The organism is Flavisolibacter ginsengiterrae DSM 18136 (assembly GCF_059568575.1).
On sequence record NZ_JCANTR010000008.1, the window covers coordinates 186543 to 213529 of the forward strand.

22 protein-coding genes are annotated in these 26987 nt (G+C 42.2%); 4 read left to right on the forward strand and 18 right to left on the reverse strand.

The genetic code is table 11. The features are described 5' to 3' along the window. Positions 1 to 27: 27 nt before the first annotated feature. On the reverse strand, positions 28 to 300 hold the full coding sequence (locus BP74_RS10645; protein WP_496373886.1) for a hypothetical protein: 273 nt from the start codon (positions 298 to 300) through the stop codon (positions 28 to 30). Positions 301 to 536: 236 nt separating this feature from the next. Next, positions 537 to 956 carry a response regulator gene (locus BP74_RS10650; RefSeq protein ID WP_496373888.1) on the reverse strand — a complete coding sequence of 140 codons (420 nt, stop codon included), beginning with the start codon at positions 954 to 956 and terminating at the stop codon, positions 537 to 539. A gap of 362 nt (positions 957 to 1318) precedes the next feature. On the opposite strand from BP74_RS10650, the gene BP74_RS10655 reads away from it, so the two are divergent. Further along, on the forward strand, positions 1319 to 3349 hold the full coding sequence (locus BP74_RS10655; protein WP_496373890.1) for a PAS domain-containing sensor histidine kinase: 2031 nt from the start codon (positions 1319 to 1321) through the stop codon (positions 3347 to 3349). 33 nt (positions 3350 to 3382) lie between these two features. Here BP74_RS10655 and BP74_RS10660 read toward each other — a convergent pair whose 3' ends face one another. The 15 genes from BP74_RS10660 to ku form a co-directional block, all read right to left on the reverse strand. Next, on the reverse strand, positions 3383 to 4534 hold the full coding sequence (locus BP74_RS10660; RefSeq protein ID WP_496373892.1) for an ABC transporter ATP-binding protein: 1152 nt from the start codon (positions 4532 to 4534) through the stop codon (positions 3383 to 3385). A gap of 4 nt (positions 4535 to 4538) precedes the next feature. Then, positions 4539 to 5675 carry a glycoside hydrolase family 130 protein gene (locus tag BP74_RS10665; RefSeq protein WP_496373894.1) on the reverse strand — a complete coding sequence of 379 codons (1137 nt, stop codon included), beginning with the start codon at positions 5673 to 5675 and terminating at the stop codon, positions 4539 to 4541. After that, positions 5675 to 6982, reverse strand: a complete 1308-nt coding sequence (locus tag BP74_RS10670) for a hypothetical protein (protein ID WP_496373896.1) — start codon at positions 6980 to 6982, stop codon at positions 5675 to 5677. The genes BP74_RS10665 and BP74_RS10670 overlap by 1 nt, the downstream gene beginning before the upstream one ends. Positions 6983 to 6992: 10 nt before the next feature. Then, a complete protein-coding gene (locus BP74_RS10675) occupies positions 6993 to 8420 on the reverse strand; it encodes a glycoside hydrolase family 130 protein (protein WP_496373898.1) in 1428 nt (475 codons plus the stop codon). A 19-nt stretch (positions 8421 to 8439) separates the two neighbouring features. Further along, positions 8440 to 9267 carry a carbohydrate ABC transporter permease gene (locus tag BP74_RS10680; RefSeq protein ID WP_496373900.1) on the reverse strand — a complete coding sequence of 276 codons (828 nt, stop codon included), beginning with the start codon at positions 9265 to 9267 and terminating at the stop codon, positions 8440 to 8442. 1 nt (position 9268) lies between these two features. Then, positions 9269 to 10168, reverse strand: coding sequence for a carbohydrate ABC transporter permease (locus BP74_RS10685; RefSeq protein WP_496373902.1), 900 nt, complete (start codon positions 10166 to 10168; stop codon positions 9269 to 9271). A gap of 10 nt (positions 10169 to 10178) precedes the next feature. Continuing rightward, the gene (locus BP74_RS10690; RefSeq protein WP_496373904.1) at positions 10179 to 11291 is read right to left on the reverse strand and encodes a Gfo/Idh/MocA family protein; all 1113 of its coding nucleotides are present in this window, start codon (positions 11289 to 11291) and stop codon (positions 10179 to 10181) included. Between the two features lie 3 nt (positions 11292 to 11294). Next, positions 11295 to 12590: an extracellular solute-binding protein gene (locus BP74_RS10695; protein WP_496373906.1), complete on the reverse strand. Its 1296-nt coding sequence runs from the start codon at positions 12588 to 12590 to the stop codon at positions 11295 to 11297. 93 nt (positions 12591 to 12683) lie between these two features. Beyond that, complete coding sequence (locus BP74_RS10700; protein ID WP_496373908.1) at positions 12684 to 13760, reverse strand: LamG-like jellyroll fold domain-containing protein; 1077 nt, start codon at positions 13758 to 13760, stop codon at positions 12684 to 12686. 42 nt (positions 13761 to 13802) lie between these two features. Then, positions 13803 to 15314: a RagB/SusD family nutrient uptake outer membrane protein gene (locus BP74_RS10705; RefSeq protein ID WP_496373910.1), complete on the reverse strand. Its 1512-nt coding sequence runs from the start codon at positions 15312 to 15314 to the stop codon at positions 13803 to 13805. A gap of 51 nt (positions 15315 to 15365) precedes the next feature. After that, entirely contained in the window at positions 15366 to 18809 is a 3444-nt protein-coding gene (locus tag BP74_RS10710; protein WP_496373912.1) for a TonB-dependent receptor, read from the reverse strand. Between the two features lie 118 nt (positions 18810 to 18927). Next, a complete protein-coding gene (locus BP74_RS10715) occupies positions 18928 to 20115 on the reverse strand; it encodes a FecR family protein (RefSeq protein ID WP_496373914.1) in 1188 nt (395 codons plus the stop codon). Positions 20116 to 20189: 74 nt separating this feature from the next. Next, positions 20190 to 20783 carry an RNA polymerase sigma factor gene (locus tag BP74_RS10720; RefSeq protein WP_496373916.1) on the reverse strand — a complete coding sequence of 198 codons (594 nt, stop codon included), beginning with the start codon at positions 20781 to 20783 and terminating at the stop codon, positions 20190 to 20192. Between the two features lie 363 nt (positions 20784 to 21146). Further along, a complete protein-coding gene (locus BP74_RS10725) occupies positions 21147 to 21359 on the reverse strand; it encodes a hypothetical protein (protein ID WP_496373918.1) in 213 nt (70 codons plus the stop codon). 17 nt (positions 21360 to 21376) lie between these two features. After that, entirely contained in the window at positions 21377 to 22153 is a 777-nt protein-coding gene (ku, locus tag BP74_RS10730) for a non-homologous end joining protein Ku (RefSeq protein ID WP_496373920.1), read from the reverse strand. A 255-nt stretch (positions 22154 to 22408) separates the two neighbouring features. Between ku and BP74_RS10735 the strand changes: the two genes are divergently transcribed. The 3 genes from BP74_RS10735 (at position 22409) to BP74_RS10745 (ending at position 26619) form a co-directional block, all read left to right on the forward strand. Beyond that, complete coding sequence (locus BP74_RS10735; protein WP_496373922.1) at positions 22409 to 23239, forward strand: hypothetical protein; 831 nt, start codon at positions 22409 to 22411, stop codon at positions 23237 to 23239. A gap of 232 nt (positions 23240 to 23471) precedes the next feature. Next, positions 23472 to 25916: a PAS domain-containing sensor histidine kinase gene (locus tag BP74_RS10740; RefSeq protein WP_496373924.1), complete on the forward strand. Its 2445-nt coding sequence runs from the start codon at positions 23472 to 23474 to the stop codon at positions 25914 to 25916. Between the two features lie 151 nt (positions 25917 to 26067). After that, positions 26068 to 26619, forward strand: coding sequence for a cupin domain-containing protein (locus BP74_RS10745; RefSeq protein WP_496373926.1), 552 nt, complete (start codon positions 26068 to 26070; stop codon positions 26617 to 26619). Between the two features lie 102 nt (positions 26620 to 26721). Here BP74_RS10745 and BP74_RS10750 read toward each other — a convergent pair. After that, the coding region (locus BP74_RS10750) for a transposase (RefSeq protein WP_496373928.1) at positions 26722 to 26987 on the reverse strand (266 nt) is incomplete at its 5' end.

Here is a 26987-nt window from a genome sequence, read left to right on the forward strand (position 1 = left end):
GTCATCCAACATAAATACTGATTAAACCTATGGCGCTATAGGCCTTCCCATGGTAGTATCAATATTGGGTTCATTAGCAGGAGAGAGCGAATCTATCAATTTTCCCAACTCATTTAAAAGTAATGGATAATCGGCACTGCCAGCCCAGCATCGATAACCCCTGGTCAAAACCAATTCAGGGGGCGGTTCTTCAGTAGGGCACCCTTCGTACCTTACCAGGCGGGCCTGGTAAATTCCATGGGCTTCGCGGGAAATATTATAATGAATAAAAGCATCTCCCATTCTCACTATGGCATCCATATCACTGGTTTACAAGGTTAGCTGACCTTGTTCTACTATCAATTGTTGTGCTGAAAATATTCAAAGAAACAATGAACTTTTAACCTGGTTATTTAATGAAGTTGTGTAAAGAATTCACCTCATTATAAATGTCTGGTTAGCAAAAGAGTCCACAGTTAAGTAAATTAGTTACAGTACTACAGTTAAAAGAATATTGGAATAGAGAATAATGCATTATCTCAGGGAGGATCAGAGTCTTATTGATATACAGGTTTGCAAAATCCTACTATATCCCCCATGGTCTTTTTAAGGGATTTATAATCAATAGGTTTGGTAAATAGCGGGACATTAAATTGTTTACAAAAGGCGATGTCAGCCTCACGATCGGAGGTAGTAAATACTACAAGGGGAATTGTCTTAAAATGATTCTGACTACGGATATATTGCAGGGTCTGCTTCCCATCCATACCAGGCATGTTCAGATCCAGCACAATGAGACAGGGCGATTGTTCCTGATCATGCAGTTCCTGCAACAGTTCAAGTGCTTCCTTGCCATTGCCTGCTTCCATTACATTGACTTTTTGACCCATATCGTGCAATACATGCCCGATCATCATGAGGTCATCAACATCATCATCTACCCAAAGTATGGTTGGTTGTTTTGTCAGAATATCCATGGTTTTTCAAGTTAGCCGGAGTGAAAAGAATTCCCACAAGACCAGGGAATGAAATACAAATTTAGTTTGATCTGTAAGTGAATATTATTCTGCTTCGATGAATGAAGCCTTATGATCGTTGAGTAAGGAATGTCCCAATTTCGTTCAAAAAATGTCTTCTGACATTATGGGGCCTTGAATACTATTCCTCAGGATTGATACTGAACAAAGAATAGTAAAGAGTTGTTGTTAAGAATTTGAAAAGAGTGTTTTGATATTTGGGGTTGGCATATTCTTATTAGTTATAAGCTGCATAAGCCTTCAACTCGGATAATAAAAAGCAATATTTTTGACCTTAAACCCTTTAATCAGTTACAATTAACATGATGATCCAGGATGCGCAGTCGCCTGCTTTTCTTAATAATGGTGGCTCTATGGGTGAACTGATCCGCACAAAGGATTGGAGTATTACACCTGTTGGCAGGCCTGAAACCTGGCCACAAAGTCTGCGCACCACAGTAAACCTGCTGTTAAACTCCAAATTTCCCATGTTTGTATGGTGGGGCCCTGGCCTTACCACAATATATAATGATGCTTACAGGGTTATTGCCGGGGAAAAGCATCCCACTCTTTTAGGCAAATCGGGCAAGGAAGGTTGGGCTGAGATTTGGGATGACCTGGGTCCCCTCGTAGATCGCGTTTTCAATGGTAATTCCACCTGGTCTGATGACCAGGTTTTATATATGAACCGGCATGGCTATATAGAAGAAACTTATTTTACATTTTCCTATAGCCCGGTCATGGATGAATCAGGTAAGGTAGGTGGATTGTTTTGTGCCTGTATTGAAACTACCGACAAGGTAATGGCTACCCGGAAGATTAGGGAAAGCGAACGAAACCTTCGCAATACAATATTACAATCCCCTGTTGCCATGAGTATACTTAAAGGTCCTTCCTTTATTTTGGAAATTGCCAATGAAAGAATGTATGAATTGTGGGGCAGAGGGGCTGATGAACTGTTACACCGACCCATATTTGATGGATTGCCAGAAGCAAGGCACCTGGGTTTGGAAGAAGTATTATCGCATGTTTATACCACAGGGGAAACTTTTACAGCTAATGAAAGACCTATACCGCTGCCCAGGAAAGGAAAAGTGGAAAATATCTATGTCAATTTTGTTTATGAACCATTTCGCGAGGGTAATGGTAGCATTTCAGGCTTGTTGGTGGTAGCTACCGATGTGACAGAGCAGGTCATGGCCCGGCGGAAAATTGAAGAAAGCGAAGCCCGTACCAGGCTTGCCGCGGCTGCAGCCCATCTAGGCACCTATGATATTGACCTGGAGCGCGAACAGATAGTTTACTCAGACCGGTTAAAAGACATATTTGGCATTGAAGATAGCGAGCCAATCACGCACAGGTTCCTTATGGAAAAAATACATCCTGAGGATGTTCTCATCAGGAAAAAAGCACATGAACAGGCGTTAAAAACAGGAGAGCTTTTTTACGAAGCCCGTATTATACTTCCCGGCAATACCTTGAAATGGATCCGGCTGAATGGTAAATATATGTTTGAAAATGGCCAGCCAGTATCCCTGGTAGGAACAGTAATGGATATAACCAATGAAAGAAAGGCAGCTGAATTATTGGAACAAAAGATTGAGGAAAGAACAAAAGAACTGACCCAGTTGAACGAACAACTCAAGCAGTTCACTTATGCCGCTTCGCATGATCTGCAGGAGCCCTTGAGAAAGATCACCTACTTTATGGATCGGCTTATAGCCAAGATCAATCCATCACTTGATGAAGATGATAAGCGGATTACTGACCGCATCAGGAAGACAACAGACCGAATGCGGGTGCTGATAGATGACCTGCTTGCATATTCTAATACTTCTTTGGGAATAACAGGCTTCCAGGATGTTGACTTATCCGCCGTGGTCCAGGATGTGCTGGATGATATGGAAGCCACTATTATTGAAAATGGCGCTTCTGTGGTCTATGAAGATTTACCTCATGTTAATGGAGATGCCAGGCAGTTGAGGCAAATGTTCCAAAACCTTCTGAGCAATGCTCTTAAATACCATAAAATAGGTGAAGGGGCAAGAGTGCATATTAGTGTTAAACTGTTACCGGGAAATGAAATAAAAAACATTCCTGTTGAAAGCAGGAGTTCAACTTATTACAACATCCAGGTTACTGATAACGGGATAGGTTTTAAAAACGAAGATGCTGCCCGGATCTTTCAGCTCTTTCAGCGCCTGCATGGAAGATCAGAATATGAAGGCACCGGGGTGGGACTGGCCATTGTACAAAAGGTTGTAGAAAATCATAAAGGATTTATCTGGGCGGAAAGTGAACCCGGTAAAGGGGCCAGTTTTAATATTTTATTGCCATCAGTTCAGGAGGGTTAATAATCTCTTTTCGTTGTATAGCTGGCAGGTGTATCAGGCACCAGGCAGAATGGCATCAGTTGACTGCAACGCTGTATGAATAACCTGGCCTGTACTCTCTACCATAAACAGCATATTATTCCTTGAAAGTGATAGTTGCAGTTTGTCTCCTATTTCAATTTCATGGGTTTGAGGCCTTCTGGCAATGATCGTTTGATTTCCTAATGACAGGTAGATCAACTGTTCATTGCCCATATTTTCAAAGGCAATAACGTCCAGGCTGCAATCTGATTGACTGGTAGAACCTGACAGGTTAATATTTTCAGGCCTTATTCCAAGTATAACTTCTTTGTTTACATAACTGCCTAAAGAAGCCTCCAGGTCCTGGCCTAATATAATTGGACATTGTTGCGACTCATGTTCGAAAAAAAGGTTTGTATCCTTTTTAATACGTCCTTTTAAAAAGTTCATGGAGGGAGATCCAATAAAGCCTGCAACAAATTTATTGGCAGGATGATCATATAGGTTCATAGGTGTATCCAGTTGCATCAGCTTTCCTTTATTCAGTACAGCTATCCTGTGCCCCAGCGTCATTGCTTCCGTTTGATCATGTGTAACATAGATCATGGTAGCATTGATCTCCCGATGCAGTCGTTGCAATTCAATACGCATCTGGCTTCTCAACTTGGCATCAAGATTACTTAATGGTTCATCAAAAAGAAAAACCTTTGGGCGACGTATGATAGCTCTCCCAATAGCCACCCGTTGCCGCTGGCCGCCCGAAAGCGTCTTTGGTTTTTTATATAATTCATCCTCTATTTCCAGTAATTGTGCCGTCTCCATCACACGTTTCCTGATATCAGCCTTGCTGAAATTCTGAAGTTTTAAACCAAAGGCAATGTTATCATAAACAGTCATATGGGGATACAGGGCATAGTTTTGAAACACCATGGCTATATCTCTTTGGCGTGGACTTAATTCATTCATCCTGTTGCCATCGATCATCAAACTGCCTTCACTGATCTCTTCCAGCCCTGCTATCATTCTCAATAGCGTAGACTTGCCACAACCTGAAGGTCCTACAAGTACCATAAACTCTTTATCATATGCGGTGAATGAGATATCATCCACAGCTTTTTTTCTTCCTCTTTCTTTATCCGTATCACTATAGATTTTCGAGATATGTTGTATAATGACTTCTGCCATAAACTTAGTTGTGATATGAAACTGAAAAATATTCTTTTTTTACCCTGGTGATACGGCAAGCCAGGTCTAATTCCCCGGAAGCCAAAATATAATCATCCTGGTATGTTGCTATACCTGTGGTAAATACTACATCATGTAAATAAACCTGGCTTTCTATGCGCCTCGTTAATTCATTATTGGCTTCCAGTAATGGAATGGTATCGGACAGGTAAATTATTTGAGAAGGATCTGTTTTATCCAGTAAAGCCCAGAAAGTTCGATAGGTTCCAACCTCGGAATTGTTTTCTACGCCATGGTAAAGTATTAACCAACCGTCGCTTGTTAGTATGGGTGGTGTGCCTCCGCCAATTTTTACATTGGAAAGGGATGATCTCCGCGCTCTTAAAAAAGGCTTGTCTGACGGCTTCCAGTGTAAAAGATCAGGCGAAGAAGCCAGGTGGATGGCAGCTCCCGGGTGATAGAGGGAGTTAGGTGCTGAAGCAAAATAACATTCCCCCAGTGGCCTGGTCAAGGCAAAATACCTGTCCTGTATTTTGCCTTCAAACAACAGCATGTCTTTGTTCTGGTGGTCCAGCACGATCCCAAGGTTCCTGTAATTCAATCCGTCGTCCGAAACATACAACATAGTAGAATGCCTTTCGGAGCTCACGCAACAGGTTGTCATATAATAGCGCCCATCAATAAACGATATCCTTGCATCTTCAATTCCATATTCCTGGCTTGTGGACGCCGGAGCTATGATTTTATCATAATGAATATGTACTACGGAGGTCCCATCCTGGTTGATTTCTACTGGTAAAAGCCAGGACAGGGAGGTGAGGGCAAATACTGGAAAATTATACCTATTGATGCTGAATTTCCTTGGGTCATTCATCGTTACATCCGCCATATCCCAGGCATCCATAACATAATGATCATTTTCCCAACGGATGCAATGCACTTTATCCTCTGTCACTGCATGGGATAGAGCTTCAGCTACCCTCACCATGATCAGCAGGTTGCCATTGGGCAGGCGGCACATCCCGGGATTGAAAGCACCCAGTACATAGGTTGGTGCACTCAGACCCTTACGCAGCGGGGAGTAAGACAGGTCAATGTCTGATGGTGATAAAATGATCGTATCCGAAATAATAGGTGCCATTATTTTTTATATTTCATTAGAGCTGATTTGATAGCAGGAAATTCTTCTACCAATTGCATGGCCATCAAAGATTCAATGGTTGATTCTGCACCAGAGTTTCTGTTTATACTGGTGGAAGATTGAATGCCGTCATAGCCTCTGCCTGTAGCTGGAACATACATGTTAGTTTGCGCATCATTTGCCCCCAGGAACCATGCGGCAAGGTGGCCGGCCAGGTCAGCATATTTATCCTGGCGGGTGATCCTGTATGCTTCTGTTGCAGCCGTAACCATCGGCCTGATGCCATAAGCTATCTGCTCATAGGTTTTTTCGCTGCTTAGCCGGATCCCGGAACCATTGTTTTCGACCACAAAGGAAGATTTCATACCGTTTTTTAGTAACCAGGGATAAAAATTGTCCACTTCAGCCATTCCTTTTGCAGAATAGGCGGGATCTCCAAGAAATTGTCCAGCCTTCATTAAAGCATAGGCCTGGTCGCTGCCATAGGCATGCCAGGTATTGGCCCAACTCAGGATGCAGGAATAGGGAAAATGCGTGTCATCACCTTGTTGCATCAAGGCTATGCCGTCCGCCAGTTTTTGAATAAAACTTTTGACCACTGCATCATTATTGGCGGTAGCATAAGGAATTAAACCCAGGATCAGTATTGCTGCCTGGTCAGTTCCGCTACCTGCAGGCAACCATTTGGGGACAATAATACCGCTTACTATTTCTGGGTCCTTGGGTATGTTCACCAGGTCAGCTTTGATCCTGGTTACCAGCTTCTCAATAGCAAGATCCATGCGGCCGGCAAGAGCAGCATCCTTAGTCCTGATCATTGGTGCTGCTTCTGATAATGCATACAGGGCTCTCCATGACCACCAGTTGGGTATATTAATGCTTGTAGAACCACTGGTATTAATAGATAGATTCGGGAATACAAAATTGTAAAAATATCCATTGGCAGATTGCATTTCCAAAATGAACCTGGCCAGGTTTGAAGCCTTATTTTGAATAGCTGTATCTGAATTAAAAGATTTGTTTCTGACATAAACCTGCAACGCCCTGGCTACGTCATCCACGCAGGTAAACCCTTCATCAGCATCTGCTACCAGGTGGTAATCGGGTGCTTCTGCATATATATAAATTCCTGCTGCATTCGCGCCCGTACCAAATTGAAATGGAGTATATAAATAGTCCAGGTGACGCATATTCACAAGGGAAGAATCCACTGGTGGCACGGGTGTGGTAGTACTTTGCTTTTTACAGGTAGCAGCCATACAGCTAATGGCAAAAAGACATATCAAAAACTGTAATTCTTTTTTCATAATAATTTAATTAGGTCATCTCATCCAATAATTCATCCAGGTTCAGTGTTACAAAGCCTGTAGCAGAATCTGAAACAGCATAGGGAATAAGAAGGAGCGAACCATGTTGCAAATAACCACAGGTGTAAACAACATTGGGTACATAACCTTCCCGTTCTGTTTCATCTGCTTTGATAAGGGGTTGATCCAGCCTTCCTATGACCCTTGCAGGGTCTTCCAGGTCCAGTAAAATGGCGCTTATTACATATGTTCTCATGGGGCCAACACCATGTGTAAGGAGCACCCATCCCATTTCTGTTTTAAATGGTGATCCGCAGTTGCCCAATTGCACCATTTCCCAGGTATATTCAGGTTCCATCAGCAACTGGTAATTATCCCATTTATATAAATTCTCAGAGAACATGATATTGATCTTTTCTCCACCCTGTCTTGATATCATTACATATTGCCCATTGATCTTTTCTGGCAATAAGGCCATTCCTTTATCCGATACTGCATTTCCGTATAAGGTACGTATGTTAAATACATCAAAGTCTTTTGTTTCCAACAGTTGGGTCCTGATATGATGGCCATCATAGGCTGTATATGTTCCGTAATAACAGGTCTCTCCATTGTCATCTGTAAATTTTACCAGCCTCACATCTTCCATGCCCATAGATTCTGCCCTGGCGTTGGGAAAGATCACTTTCTCCATCATGGGAAGCCCCGAAGAGGGTTGCAGCTCATAATTGGTATCGAATATTTCCTCCAGTATTTTAACAGAAATCCCTTCATTGCTATCTTTCGGATAGGCCTTCCTGGTAGTAAGGAGGGCCTCATTTGCGGTAAATTTTTCAGGAAGGGTGCCTAATACTGCTAAATTGAAATGAGGGAATAAGCTTGCCCTTTCCTTTACAAAATCAATGCTGTAAGTCTTTTCAGGGTTTTTTTTCAGGCTGGTAAAATAGCCCGATCCGGCATCCAGTGAAATACGCGCAGTATCATCAATGATTCCTGTTTTAAAGATCACTGAAGAAATATGTCCTTCACCTGTGGCTCTAAGGCTCATGATGAAGCGTTGTTCACCAGGACCCAGGTTCGATTGATCCGGGTGCGGAACAATGGAAGGGTTAAATAAAGCCGCCGTCTGGATAGCATACTCTTTAGTGAAAAAAGATCCAAGCAATAATTTTCTTGCATGGGAGAACCAGGAAATATCTGCCGCGTATTCCTTGCTAACCTTTAAAAAATTATCCAGTAGCACACCTTCCAGGTTTCTGTGCCTTGCTGAAAAATCCTTATGCACTTCAGCCATGCAGGCATGTACCTCATCTTCTGAAAGTTTTTCCACCCGTTTAACAGTGTTTTCTATTCTCCCCGGACCAGGCAAGTGCAGGTATTGATTGATCACTGCTTCTGCAGAGGCGTGTAATCTTATGGAGCTCTTCGTAATTTTCATTTATTACCTAATTATATTATCAATCCTTAAGGCCGGTAGAAGCCATACTTTGTATAAAATGCTTTTGAAAAAACAGGAACGCAATCATAACAGGTAGGGCCAGCAACACCGCCGCCGCGATCTTGACACCTAACTGGCTGTCTGCCCGCCCACCTACTGCAAACAGGGTAACTAATTGAGGCATGGTCATTAATTGTTCATTCCGGATCACGATCAATGGCCACAGCACCTCGTTCCACGAACCTATAAAGGTGAGAATAGCAACAGTGATGATGGTAGGTTTGATATTGGGCCATAGAATCCGGAAAATAAGACTGAATTCCGAGCAACCGTCCAACCTGGCAGCATCTATCAATGCCTGGGGTAATCCCTGGAATGCCTGCCGGAACATTAATATGGCAAAAGCGCTTACAGCGAATGGTATTACCAATGCAAAATAACTGTCAACCAGGCGCAGGTTCACCATGGTTATATAGTTAGGGATAAGCGTGATCTGGAAGGGTAGTGACATGGTAAATACAATAACATAAAATATCAATTGCCTCCCCCTGAACTGCAATTTAGCCAGGGCATAGCCTACAGTAGAACCTGTCAACAGCACCAGTGAAGTGGTAAGTATGGCTACGAGCAAACTATTGAGGAGTGACCGGCCGATAGGAATCTTGCCGATCATCAATTGGAAATTGCTAAGGGTTGGATGTTGAGGCCAGAACTTCATAGTCCCTACTTCATGTAGCGGTGCCAGTGAAGCTCCTATCATCCATATAAAAGGATAGATAAAGGTTATGGCTGCAATACCTAATGCGGCATAGGTAATTATTTTTTTTATGTTCAGGCTTGCAGTCATGTTATACTTCTTTTTCAATGAATTTCTTCTGTAATACTACCACGGTCATGATCATGATGGCATAGAAAAAGCCAAGTGTTGCCGAGTAACCCATATTGTAATACTGGAATGCCTGTTTGTATATATACAGCACTGCAGAAAGTGTGGTATTCAAAGGACCTCCTCCGGTCATGATGTAGGGTTCAATAAATAGTGAAAAACCACCAATAGTTGACAATATCACCACCATGAAAATTGTGGGATTGATCATCGGCAGGGTAATGTGATAAAATTGTTGCCACCGCGAAGCGCCATCCAGTTCCGCAGCTTCATAATATTGTGGTGGCACTGTCTGTAATCCTATCAGGAACAGTATCACATAAAGGCCAACATTTTTCCAGGTTGCCATTACAGCTATGGAATAAATAGCCATGTCAGGATCTACCAGCCAGCCAACCTTGTTTATTCCTATTGTCATTAGCAGCCTGTTAATGAGTCCTGAATCATACCCCAGTAACTGCTGCCATAAAATAGTGACCACTACGCCTGAAACGATTACAGGCATGAAAAAAGAAGCCCTGAAAAAAGATACTGCCCTGATCTTTTGGTTTAATAACCAGGCGAGGGTTAGTGACAGGACCAATTGAAGGGGAATGTGGAGCAATAAGAACTTTAATGTATTGCCAATGGCTTTCCAGAAAAGACGGTCCTGGAAAAGTCTTGAATAATTATCTGTTCCTGCGAATTGCATGGGTGCGATAATATTCCATTTGTGAAAGGTCAGAAACAAGCAAAACAATACCGGGAACAACACGAAAACCGAAACAAACACCAGGTAGGGTGACACTAACAGGTAGGGCAATAACCTGGCGCCTGATAACCGTCCTGACTTTTTACTATGCATCGTTATGGTTGTTGACATCCGATGGTATTTAAAATTGTAAAGCTTTTTCTTTAGCCTCCACCGCCACCCGAAGTGATTCCACCGCGTTGCTATCATCGATCACCCTGGCATGCGACCTGTCCCTGATCCATTGCCATTGATCCAGCAGCATATCTGTCAGCAATTGTTGGTATAGCGTTTCTTTGTCTTTCCTGTTGTGGTAGTGGATGGTTACAAGGTCATCATAGGTTATATCTTTAAATCTACCTTTTGCCTGCACGGTTTTTTCATGGTGACTATCCAGGCTTACAGTACCAGGATCTAATATTTCAAGTAGCCGCTTTTTACCATCTTGTTGTATAAGTCCATGAAGTTTCATGGAAACAGGCACCCATTCATAAAGTGTAATATCACCTCGTTCAAACTGTAGCCGCATTTCCTGCCTGTCCAATATTTTAGGCTGATCAAAGCCGTGGTAAAAATTAACGATCCCCTGCGGGTACAATAATGTTGCATGAACCCTGTCTATTACCGATGGTTGAGTGCCAGGCCTGGTTAACTGTATGGCGTTGATGACCTCTCCCTTGCCCAGCCAGCCGGAAAACATATCAAAAAAGTGTACACCATGTTCAATAAAGATCCCGCCACTCATTGATTCATTCCAGAACCAATGCGCTTTATCAAGGTATTCATCGCTTGCATAATTCTCAAAGAATCCATGGAGAAAGGCTCCTAGAATGCCTTCATTGATAATAGCACTCACCTGCCGGTATAAAGGATTGTAGCGCTGCATCAGGTTAACCACGTATAATAATCCAGCTTGTTTGGCCATTACCTGCAATTCTTCTGCTTCTTCCAGGTTTAATGCCGCAGGCTTTTCGCAAATGACATGTTTTCCTGACCTTAAGGCCTCTTTTGAGATGGTGTAGTGAAGAAACGGAGGAGTGGCTATATATATTAAATCAATCCGTTTATCTGCCAGCAGATGAATATAATCTATGTGAAAAGTAGCCGTCAGCCTGTTAGCCAGTTTACGACCTGCCTGTTCAAAGGTATCCGATACGGCAAGTATCCGCACACCCTCTAGTTCAAGGAATGCGCTGGCAGCAAAGGCTGCGAAATTTCCGGCACCAACAATTCCTATATTGAGTTCGTTTTTCAAAGCTTAGTTATTATGCACTTCCTTGCTTAATAGAATATTTACAGCTTCAGCTGCATCACTGATTGCCTTTTCGGGCGTCTTTTTACCATAGATCACGCAGGCCTCATATTCCTGTGAAATAATATCCAGGACCTCTACGATCACTTCACAATTATCTATTCCTTTTACAAAGGGTACTTGCCTGGCAAAAAGCCGCATACCCGGATTCTGGTTAAAATAGCCAGCATAAAAATTGTCTGTATCCAGGGACTGCCTTCGGGGAAGCTGCCCTGTAACTTTTAATAACTGCAGGTCTCCTTCCTTGTCCACCAGGGTCTTGACAAACTCCCAGGCGGCACGTGGATTTCTGCATGTATTAAATAAGACTATGTTCTTTGGGTCTGCATAGGTATATACAGGTCCTGTATGATCATCGGGAACAATGGGAGGAAAATAATCAAAATCAAAACCCCTGTTAGGTATATTATTCAGGTATGGGATCTCCCATGGGCCGGTCCATTTGGTAGCTATGGTTTGAATGACAAAGGGATCAGTTGAAGCTGCTGTATTTTCCCGTGAGAAATAATTTTTTGAATAAAGTGTTTGTAAAAAACGAAATACCTGCACGGAATACTGGTTATTAAATGCAGCTTTATTATTTTCTATTAAGGGTTTGCCACCGGAAGCAGCCAGGTATAGTGGATAGTAATTGAATAACCTTTCATACCAGATGGCTTTCACCGCAGTATAGCCGAAATGGTTATCCGTATTCTGGTTATGGTTTTTGTATTGTTCTGCCGCATCGATATAAGCAGAATAAGTTAAAGGGATGTTATTGATGCCATTCTCTTTAAATGCCTTTTTATTGTAGATGGTCATGATGGGATTGACCTTCCAGGGCACCTGGTAGATATGACCATCCGATGAGGTGATCTCCCTGATCACATTGCTATCGCACCTTTCTTTAATAAAGTCCATAAAGCCCTGAATGGTATCCAGTGGTATCAATACACCGGCATGCGCGTACATCTCCACATTGCCCTGCCACATATTGGCATAAATATCAGGAGTAGATTTGCCTACTACCGCTGCAAGTATGACCTCTTCGCTGGATTGTCCTTCCGGGATGGGTTGCATGTGCACCGGTGTGGCTGTATGCTTTGCATTCCAGTTGCCCGTGATGGCACTGCACAATTTGATTTCCTGGTTATTGTTGGAACACCAGAATAACATGTCTGCATGTTGTATGGTATTGTTCCTGCAGGAAAGGAATAAGAGAAAAACGATCAGGCAGTAATAATATCTTTTTAAAATGATCATTGATTGGCCAGTGATGAATAAGGAAGTTTTAAAAAACCCCGCAGCTTTACTGCGAGGTTTTTTAGCTATTACTTTACAGCCATAGCGATATGCTTATAAAGATTTCTGGTTGTTGTATATGGATTTAACCTGTGTGGCATCCAATGCTACATTGTAAAACATTACATCATCCAGTTCGCCTGTCCAATATCCGCCCCATGCTACCTGGAAATCTCCGTCAACAGTTGTATACTTGCTGGTAGGTAAGTCCTGGCCTATAACAAAATTGATCGGAGTTGAAAGAGTTATAGGTGCATTTGGTGTATTGGTCCATGATTTAACCAGGTCGCCATTAATATAGAAATCCATTTCACCCGGCTTGAACGTAACCACAGCATGATACCAGGTACTATTGTCCAAAACTGCTGTTTCATCATCCCTGTCATAATACGCAGTATCTGTACCATTTACAGCCTTAACAGTCAGGAATAGTTTATTGGCAGATTGCAGTTGGAATTTATAACCATTCCAACGATTTAAAGAGGTCATCGTATAAGTATCTGTATTTATTGTTCTGCCATCCACTGTCTTTCTCAACCATAAGGAAATACTGAATTGTTGTGGATTCAGAGATGTATTGTAAGGCACTTCAATGTTTCCACCTTTATCAAAATGGTAGGCCATATTGGCACGACCAAACCGGTCTGCGGCAAGTGTTGGCGTACCTGCACCATAATATGCATGGCCTGCAGTCAATACTCCATTATTGCCTTTGCCGGAAGAATCTGCAGGATTGCCATTCATTTTCCAGAATCCGATCAGGTTAGCTGAGGCTATTTCTTTGATCAAATGTGTTTTAAAAGTGTCCATTGCAGCCGTTAATTGTGCGAGGGCATTGGTAACAGCTGTCTGCGAGGCGTTGGCATCTGCCAACACTGCCTTGGCTGCATTCAATACGGTTTGGAAGCTGGCTTTTGAACCTGCCTCGTATTGCCCTGGCTTGGTACCTTCCACAGATCCATCATATAAGGTTTGCGCCTCGGCTACTTTTGCCGTGAGTGCAGTTTTATCCGCAGGGGTAGGGGCTGGTGTGGATGAATCTTTTTTGCAGGAGGCAAGAACCAGCATAAATGATAAGCTTAATAATACCAGTTTTCCGAAAAAGGCATTATTGATTTTTGGTAATAGCATAATCTATTTAATTTTTGTTGTGATGAAAAGAAGCTGTTTATTTTAATAATGAAGCGCTTTGTTTCGGTCCCTTTCACTCTGTGGTATCGGGAAATGTTTGTTGATGGCGTAATTAAAATTTGGCCTGTCCTGCAATGCTTGCTTAGCATAAGTTTCTCCCCATCTTATCAGGTCAAAATACCGGTGGAATTCAAAACCTAATTCTACACGTCTTTCATGCTGTATGGCCCTTCTCACATCGGCCTGGTTGGTATATTGGATGTCAGGCAACAAATTGGATGGAATATTCGGGTAGCCAGGCAATGTATTATCATAGAGATAACTTTCCCTGGCTCTTTTTCTTACCTTGTTCAGTGGTATCAAAGCCTCTGCAGGACGACCAGATTCATTTAATGCTTCGGCGTACCAAAGCAGTACGTCTGCATACCGTATGGCGATGTAGTCAATGCTCGCATCTCCTTTTAAAGCTTTGGATATTTCGGATAAGGGTTGCTGGTGCTTCTTGGTGAGATATCCTGTTTCCGGAGACCAGTCCTTATTGAATTTTTCCCCGTTAAACCATGGCATGGTATCTCTTCCCACAGTGTAATCCAGGCGTGGGTCATAGTCGCCATTGGCTGTAACTTCAAATTCATTGACAAAATTTTGGGTGGGTGCATTGAAGAAATAACCACCATCCACCTGCGGAGCGAAATATTGATTCAACTGGTTACCGGTTTGCGGATCCTGCCCTGTAAGATGCTGAATCTCGAAAATGGATTCGGGGTTGGCATTGTTCTTAACTTTTGCGTCAAAATTGAGGCGGTAAACCTGGTTGAGGCTATAGCGATTGCTGTTGATCACCTTCGCTGCTGTAACGGCCGCGAGATCCCATTTGCCCTGGAACAGGTAGGCTTTTGCCAAAAGGGCAGTAGCCGCTCCGTTTGTTACCCGGCCAACATCAGCTCCGCTGTATTTATCAGGAAGTTTGGTGGCAGCATCTGTAAGATCTGCTTCGATCACGTTTTGAAAAATATCCGCAACAGGCGATTGCGTTATTTGAAGATCAGCCGCATTTTTTGGTTCCAGTATCACCGGGACATCTCCGAATATATTGACCAGGGTAAAATAGTACCAGGCCCTTAAAAATTTGGCTTCCCCCAATATCCTTGACTGCAACAGCGGGTCCATGCTGATAGATGGTACTTTAGCCAGTACAATATTGCACCGGGTTATCCCCTCATAAAGTAATCCCCACATAGCCTCCAGGTTGCCATTAATTGGTGTTACATTAAACTTGTCAATCAATTCTATATCTGCCTGGTCGCCGGCAATACCCCCTTTAACAGCATCATCTGAAGCTACATCACCAAAAACCCACAAACGGTTATTATTGGAATTGGTAAATGCCAGGGGCTGGTACGCTGCATTGATCGCTAATATGGCCTGGGCCTGCGTTTTATAAAACTGGCTCTCGGGGTAATCGCCAACGATCTCTTTGGTGATAAATTTTTTACAACCGGTGTTTGATACAAACAGGAGGATAAGAACAACCAGTATAATATTTTTTTTCATATAAAGCAATTCGATTTAAGTAATATCAATTCCCGCTCGCTTGCAGGGATATCAAAAATTCAGGTTAATGCCGGCAATAAAACTCCGGGCACTTGGATAAGTACCCCAGTCAATTCCTGCAGCAACATCTCCCCTATACTTTTCTGCATTTAGATTATCACTTGTGTTCATTTCAGGATCGAGCCCTGTATATTTTGTAAGGGTCCAGAGATTCTGTCCCGTTACGTAGATCCTTAAATTTTTGATGTGCCACCTGTTTACCAGTTTTTGAGGAATGTTATATCCTATTTGCAGGTTCTTGAGGCGCAGGTAAGAGCCATCCTCCAAAAAACGACTGGAGGGCGTTTTATTATTGGCCGATCCCAACCAGGAAACGCGCGGCATGGTATTGCCGGATCCTTTACCCGTCCAGCGTTCATCATATACTCTTTGCGTTACATTGAATGCCCTGTAAAAGCCTTCGATATCCTGGTTTACCTGCAAATACAATTTATTGCCCTGCGCGCCCTGGAAGAAAACAGAAAGATCAAAATTGGAATATTGCAAATTACCTGTAAAACCATAGGTGTATTTAGGGATGGCGCTACCAAGGAAGGTCCTGTCTTTCTCATTGATAAAACCGTCATTGTTTACATCCTTGAATTTTACATCCCCCGGCCGGATATTATTTCCCTGGTAAGCACTGGAAATGATCTCTGCCTGGTCCTGGAAAATGCCATCCATCTGGTATAAATAGAAAGAGCCTATAGGTTGGCCAACCGTTGTTAAAGTGGCATAGATGCCATTATCAATTCTACCACCCGGAATCGGTTCACCATTACTTAATGAAAGAACCTTGTTGGAAAGTGTGGCAGCATTGATATTGATATTGTATTTTAATTTATTGCTGTTATTGGCATAATTAAGCTCCACTTCCAATCCGCGGTTCTCTACTTCTCCTGCATTCACATATGGCGTAGATGCGCTTCCCCCGATCAATGGAAGCGGGATAGGGATGAGCATATCGGAAGTTCTTTTTACAAAATAATCTACCACGAGACTCAGCCTGTCTTGCCAGATGCCAAGATCCAGGCCAGCATCTGCCTGTGTGGAAGATTCCCATTTCACCTTGTCGTTGCCTCTTGTGGATACTGTATATCCCGGGTTGCTGGTTGGTGATTCACCAAAAATGGCATTGTAACCACGGCCAATTATAGATGCGAAAGCATAGTTACCTATATCCTGGTTGCCCAATTGTCCGTAGCTGCCTCTTAATTTGATTTTAGAGAACATCGACAAGTGTTCCTGTGCCCAGGTTTCGTTGTGAATATTCCATCCAAATGATCCTGAATAGAAGTTGCCGTATTTGTTGTCTGCACCAAAACGGGAAGAACCGTCCCGGCGGGCATTCACTGAAAAGAGGTATTTATTCTTATAGCTGTAGTTGATATTTCCAAAGAGAGAAAAAAGCGACCATTCCTGCTGCCCTTCAAATACGGTCTTCGAGAGGCTCAATCCATTATTCAAATACCTGAGGCTGGGTATCTGGTCAGGAAAAGTATTATCTGAACCTCCATGTATATTGGTCTTATTGGTAATAGCCTCAGTACCTACAACAAAGTTGACATTGTGTGTTTGATTATATACTTTATTAAAACGCAGCGTATTGTTCCATACCAGGTTAAAATTCGTTGCGGTGCTTTGTGCAAGCCTGTTGGGACTGTTTACACGCAAATTGGTTCCGTAATTTTCATCAAAGCGTTTGTTATTGGTGATGATCGCATCCAGCCCACCATCTGTTTTAAATCGTATGTTATTGGTGATCTTGTATTCCGCATTGAGATTGGTAAATACCCTGTATTGCTTTTCTTTATTATCAGTTTTATTAGCCAGGGCCACCGGGTTGTATCCATCGCCAAAAAAATTGGGATAGGCAGGAAGGTCGGAGTAAACACCAACGCTATCATACACCGGTATGGCAGGCGTGCGAAACAGGGCATACCTTACCACACTGCCTCCATTGCCACCATAACCATCACCAGAACTTCCTATCCTGTTTTTATTGGAATAAGAAAGATTGATGCTGTTGGAAACAGTTAACCTGTCTGTAAGGTTCAGATTCAATTTGGAAAGCAGCGAATAGCGTTCATACCATGAATTAAGAATGATCCCATTCTGTTTCGAGTAATTGCCTGAAATATAGTAGAGCGTTTTTTCATTTCCCCCGCTTACCGATAACTGGTGGTTTTGAATAGGGGCAGTCCGGAATATTTCATCCAGCCAATCCGTATTGGCCATGGGCATATCAGCGGGAATAGGTTTCCGCTTCAGGGCAGGGTTGGTGATTTCTGCATTATCATTATTCACTGCTTCGTTGTATATCTCTACATATTGTTTTGTATTCAGCATTTTAGGCAGATCACCATGCATTTGCACGCCTGCATAACCGGAATAATTAAATTGAGGCGTTCCTCTTTTACCTGCCTTGGTAGTTACCAGTATCACACCATTGGAGGCGCGGGCACCATAGATTGCTGCTGAAGAAGCGTCTTTTAATACTACCAGCGACTCTATATCATTGGGAGATAGAAAATTGATACCGTCCTTAGTTGGAACGCCATCTATTATGAACAGTGGGTTGTTGTCATTAATGGTTCCCACACCCCTGATCCTGACTACTACACCATCACCTGGTTGCCCTGTATTTTGTGTTATTCTCACGCCCGGGGCTTTACCCTGTAAAGCCTGGTCCACGTTCAATACCGGCTGTTTGGCCAATCCACCTACATTTACCATCGAAATAGCCCCGGAAAGATCCGAGCGCCTGCGTGCCTGGTAACCAACCAATACTATCTGCACATCATCCAGCTTGTTTTCACTCTTTATCAATACGATGTTCAACAAACCATTTTCTTTGGCTGTAATAGTTTGTGTTTGAAATCCAACAAAAGATATTTCAACAGAGGCATTTTCACTGATACCTCTTAAAGTGAACATCCCGTTGGCATCGGTGGTCGTTCCTATATTGGTGCCCTTTATTTTCACTGATGCCCCGGTCAAAGGATTGCCTTGGTCGTCTGTGACCTTACCTGAAATTTCGATGGGAGGCGGCAGGTTTTGATCAGCTGCCGCTGATTCGTTTGGGCTTTTTACCCTCTGTTTGATTACAATGGTTTTGTCGAGGATAAGATAAGTAAGGTCAGTTCCCCTCAGGCAAATTTCCAACGCCTGTTCCAGGGTAGCATTTTTTACCTGGACGGATACTTTTCCTGCTTTTTCTAAAAGCTCGTACGTGCAAAGGAAATCATAGCCGGTTTGCTTTTGAATTTCTTTGAATACTTTTTGTAGTGAAACGTTCTTCTCAGATAATGTAATGGGAATAGTTGAACCTTTGCCGCTTACCTGCTGGCAAAGCAGCAATGAAAATAAAGCGGTCGCACATATCCCTTGCAGCAACTTCCTGACGGATAAAACATTTCCCTGGCGGCGTAAACTGGAAAATGGCGAAAATAGCATAGCATCGTTTTAGTCTGGTGAATAAATAGCAGTCAGATCAATGATACCGGAAAACAGTTTCAATAGGTTACAGTAGTATATCCTTAAATCAGATCTATCAATGTAGCCGGTGTTTTACCTAGGGCATCACCAGCACTTTACTTCCTTCAATTTTAAATTTCACACCTCCCGTACTCTCTATTTTATGCAGTACCTGTGATACATTTACATCCCGCGATACGGAGCCCCAGAAATGCTGGTTGACCGCACCCCTGTATTCGACCTCTACATTGTACCACCTGGCTACCTGGTTCATGATGGTTTCAATGCTTGTGTTCTCTCCAAACTGGAATTTGCCATTCTTCCATGCCATCACTTCATCCATATCAACATTGTCAAACACACGAATAGCTGCACCAACCATTTTTGCCTGCTGGCCGGGAACAAGCATGGAATGTTTTCCTTCACTGGTAACCTTAACCGATCCTTCCAAAAGTGTAACACTGGCGGGGGATCCATCATCATAGGTATTCACATTGAAATGGGTACCCAACACTTTTATTTCAATTCCTCCTTTTGATACATAGAAAGGTTTTTGTGGATTATGAGCTACTTCAAAATAAGCTTCACCGGAGATCTCCACTCTTCTGTCATTGCCTGCAAAGGCTGTAGGATAGCGCAACGTGGTCTCTGCATTAAGCCAAACCTTTGTTCCATCCGCCAAAACGATTGCGACTACCTTGCTTCCCCTGGGATTTATAAGGGTGTTGTACAATACTTCATTGCCCTTACCCTCATAGGCTATCTGGCCATCAGCTGTTTTTATAATTTGTACCTGGCCCTGGGTTGCCAGTGAGCCGTTTTTTGCATTGTCTAGATTTACTTCAGTTCCATCAGCCAACCTTAAAGTGGCCTTCACCAATGAAGGCGCTGGTACATCTTTTATCAAAACAGTTTTTGCTGTTTCAACCGGCCTGGGAAGGGTGCTTGTTTTAAAATAATATGCTCCTGATACCAGGCATATCAACACCGCCGCTGCAGCAGCCCATTTAAGGTAAACGAACCTTGAATTATTTTCTTTTGGTGCTGGTTGGTCAATGCTGGCTAAAACCTGCTTCAGGCTAATGTCCAACTTTTCATACAACAAGGGATCAGCTATTGCAAAGACCTGGCTATTGCTTTGTAACTGGGTATTGATCAATTCTTCCCTGATGGATGCATTCTCTTCTTTATCCAGTAGCATAAAGAGAACTTCCACCTCCTCTGGCGAACATTGATTATCCAGGTATTTCCTGAAAAGCTGTATGATGGTTTGCTTCTGTGGCAAATGATATTTATACTAAGTCGTTTAAACGGCAATTATCATCTGCTCTTACCGGAATTTTTTTTATGATCAGGGAGTTATACTTCTTTTAAAAGTATAAAAAGGAGAAGCGAAGCTGAATATTGTTGATTTCTATACAGGAATTCCCTGATCGCCTTGGTGCCTTTAACTATATGGTCATTAATTGTTGAAGTGGAAATGCCGAGCTGAGAGCTTACCTCATTATAGGATTTGCCCTGTAACTTGCACAATTCGAATATTTGCTTCCTCTGAGGCGGTAATGTATCAATAGCTTTCTTTAATATTTCAGCATTTTCCCTGGAAATCATATCCTCTTCTATATAACTATAGTGCTCTGATGCGATCTTTTGTATTTTGGATAACAGGTTCCTGTCTCTTCTTACTCTACGGAAAAAATCGGCCACTTTGTTTTCACCTATGCGATACAGGTAGGCGCGAAAGCTTTGCTGTATTTCAATAGAACTGCGTTTTTCCCAGATAATGACAAATATGTCCTGTAATATTTCAGCGGCTATCTCTTCCGATTTGACCAGTCTTACCAGGTTGAGAAACAATTTCCTGCTATACAAGGCATACAGTTGTGTGAAGGCTTCCTTGTCTCCATTTTGAAACCTGGCAATTAAGGCATTATCTTCAATAGTATGGCTCATGCAGAGGTGATCAGAGAAGAGGAGTCAATTGTAAGGTAATTGGTCTCCTTGCAAATTCCGTAAGCTAAATATAAGCTTTTTTGTAATATTAACAGGGTATAAATGACCTTATTATGAACCCTTGCCTATAGCTGGGCATCTTCCCTATAAATGGGAAAAATCAAAATCTCCATGGGATTTTTGTTTACAGGTATGTCTCAAACCTGGTTTTGTAATTACAAAACAACATGCATTAATCTTCTTATCTTAAACCAGGCTGAATGGGCTAACAGAAGTGCAAGGCTAATATTTGGTAATGATGTGGAGATAGATTGATATAGTTATGATTCATTTTGCATCCACCAGGTAATTTTATTATATACCCTAATTCAAATCCAGCCTTTTTTTACTCCGTGTATAAGCTGCCGGGTCTCCAATTTTTACGGAATGGGAATAACTTTTTTTAGGAATACTGGTTTGCATTTTATGTAAATGCTTTACTACATCATTCAGGTCACGCATATCAAAATAATGCCCACACTCGCATTTCATATAGTGGTGTCTTTCGCGGGTCGAAATGTACTTCAGTGATTTCATGTGTATGATTCCATCTTTTATGATGCCTTTTTACTTGGAGCTTTCAGGCTGGCCTTTAACTTGGCCATCAGGTCTTCGGTAGTGGCTGAGTGCACCACCTTCAACGGCTTGGCTGTAGCAGCTTTTCCTTTAGCCTTTGCCTCAATTACCTTTAGCAACTTTTCCGTGTATTCATCCCTGAACTGTTCAGGTTTGAATGGCTTGGTGAGCTGGGCAATGAGCATGGATGCCATTTTCAGTTCATCTGTTTTGATATCGGCTTTTGGAACCACCAGGCCTTCTGTTGACCTGATCTCTTCTGCAAAACGCAAACGATGCAGTACCAGGAACTCACCTAAAGGTTTAACCAGGCAGATCCATTCTCTTTTATTATAAACCAAAGGACCTAATGCCGCCTTTCCTTCTTTTTTCAGGGCATCCCTTAGCAGGCCATAGGCCTTGGCTGCATTTTTTTCGGGTTCCAGGTAATAAGGCTTTTCGAAATACACCGCATCGATCTCTTTTTCATTGATGAATTGTACGATCTCAAGAAAGTCCTGCTTCTCAGGTGTTGCTTTTTGAAAATCCTGCTCATCCATGATCACATAATCAGCCCCCCATTTATAACCTTTCACAATGTCTCCTTCCTTCATTTCGTTACCGGTAGCTTCATTGATCTTTTTGTAACGGATGCGGGCATGATTATTCTTATCCAACTGCACAAAAGCCATAGTACTTTCCTCGGAAGCACTATACATTTTCACCGCTATATTTACAAGGCCGAAGCCAATTGAGCCTTTCCAGATAGGTCTCATATGTTAATGTTTTAAGTTCTTAAAGCAGTTGCCATTAGATTGATATCATTTAAACGCAAATGTGTCAATACATTTTAAAAAGCAAAACAGCAGTCATAGAATTACCGGGTTACACATATTCATACCTGCATAAATGGTACAAAGGCTGTTCCCTTCCCCACATTTTAGCCCAGGCTGATTAACACCAGTTATTCAGATGTTTATACACATTGTAAAATACAGGCATAGCCCCTTTTTTATATTTCTTATTAAATTGTGCTTGAAGAACAAATATTGATGCACAAAAACCGGTTATTGGCTTTAGGTTTCCTGGTAATGTTGTTGGCAGGCTATTACCTGGTAAAATCACCTCCACACCCGGATTCAATCAATAAAGGTTACCAGTGGGAGGCTTTTGAACCCACACTGGTGCCCAAATTGCGAAGCGTCAATGATGTTTTACAATACACCGATTCATCCTGCGCTGGTCAGCAACGTGGATCTTTAAACTATGTTCGCTTTCTGAGCAGAACCTTATCCGAAAGATTTTATCATGGTTATAGCTATTACTCCTTCCAGGATAACTGGATAGCCTGGCTGTCTGGCAAACTCATTTGGGATGATCTTTCAGCCATTGTTTTGCCTAATGATATTTTAAAACACCCCCAGGCTGCCTGCTCACAGGTTTCTATAGTATTGGCTGAAGCACTTAAGCGAATAAGTATCCCGTATCGTAAGGTTGGCCTGAAGAATCATTTTGTATTAGAAGCGTATATCGATAATAAATGGTATTTATTTGATGCCAATATGGAGCCTCAGTTTCCCAAAGGAAGAAAATCTGTAGCGGAATTAAAAGCTGCCCATGAATTATATGAAGGTTATAAGGGAAAACTTTCTCCTGAAAAGGTAGATTATACTTTTTCCGTTATCAAATATGGTAAGACTAATGGTATTTTGGCACCCAATGCCAGCATATACCATAAGGTTACAGCTATCCTGTCTTTTTTGACACCGCTATTTTTAATGATTTACATCCTGCTACCGTTCATTTATCCACCTAAGAAGTTCTCCAGGTACCTGGAGAAAAAATCTATCAGCAAAATATAATCTCTTAAAGGGATAGCTTACCAATTATGTTCAGTTGATACTTGTGACCGGTTATATTCCTGTTGAAATATTGAATGCAGTCAACCCCGGAGAATTAAACAAATTGCATATCCTGGTTGTGTAACCGGGCGGGGCATTTTTAAGACATTCTTCTTATGCAATTTTAGGATGATTTTTTGCCTATCTCACGCTGACATTTTGGTGATATACCCTATCTTCAATTTCATCCTTTATGAAATACACACCCCTGGTTTTTGTTCCTGGTATAGAAGCAGCATACATACAGCTTTTTAAAGCTTTGCCTGGAAATAGTATCCTGCTGCAGGCTGATACACCCAATTTTACTATAGTAGCAGCAACTCCTGCATATTTAAAAATTGCAAGTATTCATGAGGAGAACCTGCTGGGCAGGGGAATCTTCGAGGTATTTTCTTCCAACCCCAATGATAGTAATGATACAGGCGCCTCCAATTTAAAGGCATCTCTTTCACATGTGGTACAACACAGGGAGCCTCACGAATTATCCGTGCAGCGATATGATACTGAAAACGAAGATGGCGTTTATACCGAAAGATACTGGCATGCCAGTAATACACCTGTAGTAACAGAAGATGGTGATATAGCCTATATCATTCACACTGTTTCCGAGATCACCCAAATGGTTAGGGCGGAAAGGATGCAGGAAAAACTTAAAGGACTTGAACTGTTGCATAATATTATCATGCGTTTACCCGCAGCTATTGGTCTCACAAGGGGGCAGGAACATGTGCTGGAAATGGCTAATGCATCAGCGCTCAGCCTTTGGGGTAAAAGCACTGAAATCATAGGCAAACCTTTATTGAAGTCCATACCAGAACTGGAGGGACAGGGGATCATTGAATTATTCAACCATGTGATCCATACCGGCCAAACCTATACTGAAAATGAAGTAATGGTCACTACACTTCGAACAGGTCAAAAAGAGGTGCGTTATTTCGATATGGTCTATCTGCCTTATTATGGTCATGACAATCACATCCCTAAAGGTGTTTTTACCATGGCGCATGATGTGACAGAAAAAGTGGAAACCAAGAAGAAAATGGAAGAATCGAAAAAAGAAGTGGAGCGGCAAAAGCGACTCTATGAAACCATCAATGGCAGCACTCCAGATCTTATCTATGTTTTTGACCTTAACTACAGGTTTACCTACGCCAACAAAGCCCTGTTGAATATGTGGGGAAGTACCTGGGAGCGTTCCATTGGAAAAGGTCTGTTGGAAAATGGCTATGAACCCTGGCATGCCGAAATGCATGAAAGGGAAATTGACCAGGTAGTGGCTACTAAAATGTCTATAAGAGGAGAAGTCTCCTTTCCTCATGCTACTTATGGAAGGAGGGTGTATGATTATATTTTTGTTCCGGTATTGGGCGAAAACGGAGAGGTGGAATCTGTGGCTGGCACTACCAGGGATATTACTGAACTGAAGCTGGCTGAACTTTCATTGAGGGAAAGCGATGAACGGTTCCGCAACCTTGCCGATGAAAGCCCAATGTTCGTATTTATCATAGACGCAGAACCAGAGGCACCAGTGAGCTATTGGAACAAAACCTGGCTGCAATACACAGGTCAATCCCTTGAAGAAGCCAGGGGAAGGGCATGGGATGGTATTATTCACCCAGATGATATAGAAGAGGTTATGTTGCACTATCTGCCAGCGTTCCAGGCTCAAAAAGCTTATTATATCCCGGCAATAAGAGTGAAAAGGCATGATGGCATATATAGATGGCATGCCTTCAAAGGCAACCCCAGGTACCTGGCCAGTGGTGCATTTAATGGGTATGTAGGCGTTGGTCTTGATATTCATGATCAAAAGCTGGCACAGGAAGCTCTTGAACAAAGTGAAATGCAGTTGCAACAGAAGGTGGCTGAAAGAACCTCAGAATTGGAAAGAACAGTCGGGGAGTTACGGCGTTCCAACACTAACCTGGAAGAATTTGCCTATGCAGCATCACATGATCTGAAAGAGCCCATTCGAAAGATCCATTTTTTTGGCGAAAGATTGAAACAGTCACTGGGAGATAGAATGAACCCGGAAGAGAGCCGTTATTTTGACCGGATGGAAAGTGCTTCCAAAAGAATGGGTAGCCTGATTGACGATCTGCTTTCTTACTCCCAGATAAGCTTGCGACCAAGAGTATATGACCTTGTGGACATGAACCAATTAATGGAGCTGGTGTTGGAAGACCTGGACCTGGAAATAGAAGATAAAGAAGCCACGATAACCGTAAATACATTATTCAGCATGCAGGGCCACCAGCGTCAATTGCAACAGTCTTTTCAAAATTTGATCAGTAATGCATTGAAGTATAGCAAACCAGGTGTAGCGCCAAACATACAGGTAAGCTTTCAGCAATTGGCAGGAAAGGATACCAGTTTAAATCTGCCCGAAGATGAGCAAAAGAAAATCTTTAACTGCATCAGTGTTTGTGATAATGGAATTGGCTTTGAACAAGCAGAAGCGGAAAGGATATTTAATGTTTTTACGAGGCTTCACGGTAATGCAGAATACAGGGGTACAGGTATTGGACTTTCCATTGTACGTAAGGTCATTGAAAACCATAACGGGTATATATGGGCAAGTTCTGAACCAGGCGTAGGATCTACATTTTATATATTACTACCTGCTAATGAAATGTGACAGCAATTAAACCCGGTCATTTCTGCAAAAATACCTTCCAGCTGTGCAGTCAATTCTTCCCATTTTCTCAATACATACAGCAGGATGTGCAATTCAACAATTTATCTGTTGACCAATTGATTAAAACGAATCAATTTGAGGTCAAAAAATTATGGCCATTCCAAATAAGGTAATTCATAATCCTGTAACCGGTCAGACCATCCGGTTTACTAAAACTTCCCGGGATACGCATGGTGAACTATTGGAAATGGAGTCCAGGTTTGATCCCTTTTCCAAGGAGCCTCCACCACATTACCATCCATTTCAGACAGAACATTTTATGGTACAGGAAGGCAGGATCCATATTCGCATCAATGGTGTTGTCAAACAATTGTTGCAAGGAGAAAAACTGGAAATCGCACCCAATACCATTCACTCGATGTGGAATCCCTATACTAAAAAAGCAAAGGTGGCCTGGAGGGTTCAGCCAGCCATGAATACAGAATATTTATTGGAAACGGGGATGGGTCTCGCGGTCAATGGACGGGTGGGGAAGAAGGGTGCTCCCGGGTTCCTCCAATCCATACTTCTTTTAAAACAATATAGGGATGTGTACAGGCTGGCAAAGCCATCCTATAACCTCCAAAAGTTCCTAACCATTATATTTTCCCCAGTTGCCCGCCTGGCAGGCTACAAACCTGTTTATAAAGAATACATTGATTAAAAAATGATGTACGTTATCAAGGTATATTCCAGTAGTAAAGAGAGTGTTAACTTATCTGTGTAAGCTGGTTTTCTATCCAGTTTAGATAACTGTGCAAAGGGTTTATACTTCAACATCACATCTTTCCTGACCGAATATATCAATAAAGTTTACCAGCATGGTGGCCCAGTCATCCTGGGGCTGGCTCCATTTTTTGGCTATTTGCATCAGTGCCAGGTACACTACCTTTTCTACTGCCTGATCGTTGGGCAGGCTGCATTTTGTCTTTGTGTACTTTCTTATGATCCTATTGATGTTCTCAATAATATTGGTGGTGTATATTATTTTTCTGATGCACCCTGGAAACTCATAAAAAGTGCTTAGACTTT

Excerpts from the sequence above, each read along its gene's own strand:
- BP74_RS10720 (WP_496373916.1), bottom strand. The coding sequence starts at position 20,783 with ATGAGCCATACTATTGAAGATAATGCCTTAATTGCCAGGTTTCAAAAT.
- BP74_RS10675 (WP_496373898.1), bottom strand. The coding sequence starts at position 8,420 with ATGAAAATTACGAAGAGCTCCATAAGATTACACGCCTCTGCAGAAGCA.
- BP74_RS10745 (WP_496373926.1), top strand. The coding sequence starts at position 26,068 with ATGGCCATTCCAAATAAGGTAATTCATAATCCTGTAACCGGTCAGACC.
- BP74_RS10725 (WP_496373918.1), bottom strand. The coding sequence starts at position 21,359 with ATGAAATCACTGAAGTACATTTCGACCCGCGAAAGACACCACTATATG.
- BP74_RS10665 (WP_496373894.1), bottom strand. The coding sequence starts at position 5,675 with ATGGCACCTATTATTTCGGATACGATCATTTTATCACCATCAGACATT.
- BP74_RS10695 (WP_496373906.1), bottom strand. The coding sequence starts at position 12,590 with ATGATCATTTTAAAAAGATATTATTACTGCCTGATCGTTTTTCTCTTA.
- BP74_RS10740 (WP_496373924.1), top strand. The coding sequence starts at position 23,472 with ATGAAATACACACCCCTGGTTTTTGTTCCTGGTATAGAAGCAGCATAC.
- BP74_RS10700 (WP_496373908.1), bottom strand. The coding sequence starts at position 13,760 with ATGCTATTACCAAAAATCAATAATGCCTTTTTCGGAAAACTGGTATTA.
- BP74_RS10660 (WP_496373892.1), bottom strand. The coding sequence starts at position 4,534 with ATGGCAGAAGTCATTATACAACATATCTCGAAAATCTATAGTGATACG.
- ku (WP_496373920.1), bottom strand. The coding sequence starts at position 22,153 with ATGAGACCTATCTGGAAAGGCTCAATTGGCTTCGGCCTTGTAAATATA.
- BP74_RS10685 (WP_496373902.1), bottom strand. The coding sequence starts at position 10,168 with ATGTCAACAACCATAACGATGCATAGTAAAAAGTCAGGACGGTTATCA.
- BP74_RS10710 (WP_496373912.1), bottom strand. The coding sequence starts at position 18,809 with ATGCTATTTTCGCCATTTTCCAGTTTACGCCGCCAGGGAAATGTTTTA.
- BP74_RS10680 (WP_496373900.1), bottom strand. The coding sequence starts at position 9,267 with ATGACTGCAAGCCTGAACATAAAAAAAATAATTACCTATGCCGCATTA.
- BP74_RS10650 (WP_496373888.1), bottom strand. The coding sequence starts at position 956 with ATGGATATTCTGACAAAACAACCAACCATACTTTGGGTAGATGATGAT.
- BP74_RS10655 (WP_496373890.1), top strand. The coding sequence starts at position 1,319 with ATGATGATCCAGGATGCGCAGTCGCCTGCTTTTCTTAATAATGGTGGC.
- BP74_RS10670 (WP_496373896.1), bottom strand. The coding sequence starts at position 6,982 with ATGAAAAAAGAATTACAGTTTTTGATATGTCTTTTTGCCATTAGCTGT.
- BP74_RS10705 (WP_496373910.1), bottom strand. The coding sequence starts at position 15,314 with ATGAAAAAAAATATTATACTGGTTGTTCTTATCCTCCTGTTTGTATCA.
- BP74_RS10645 (WP_496373886.1), bottom strand. The coding sequence starts at position 300 with ATGGATGCCATAGTGAGAATGGGAGATGCTTTTATTCATTATAATATT.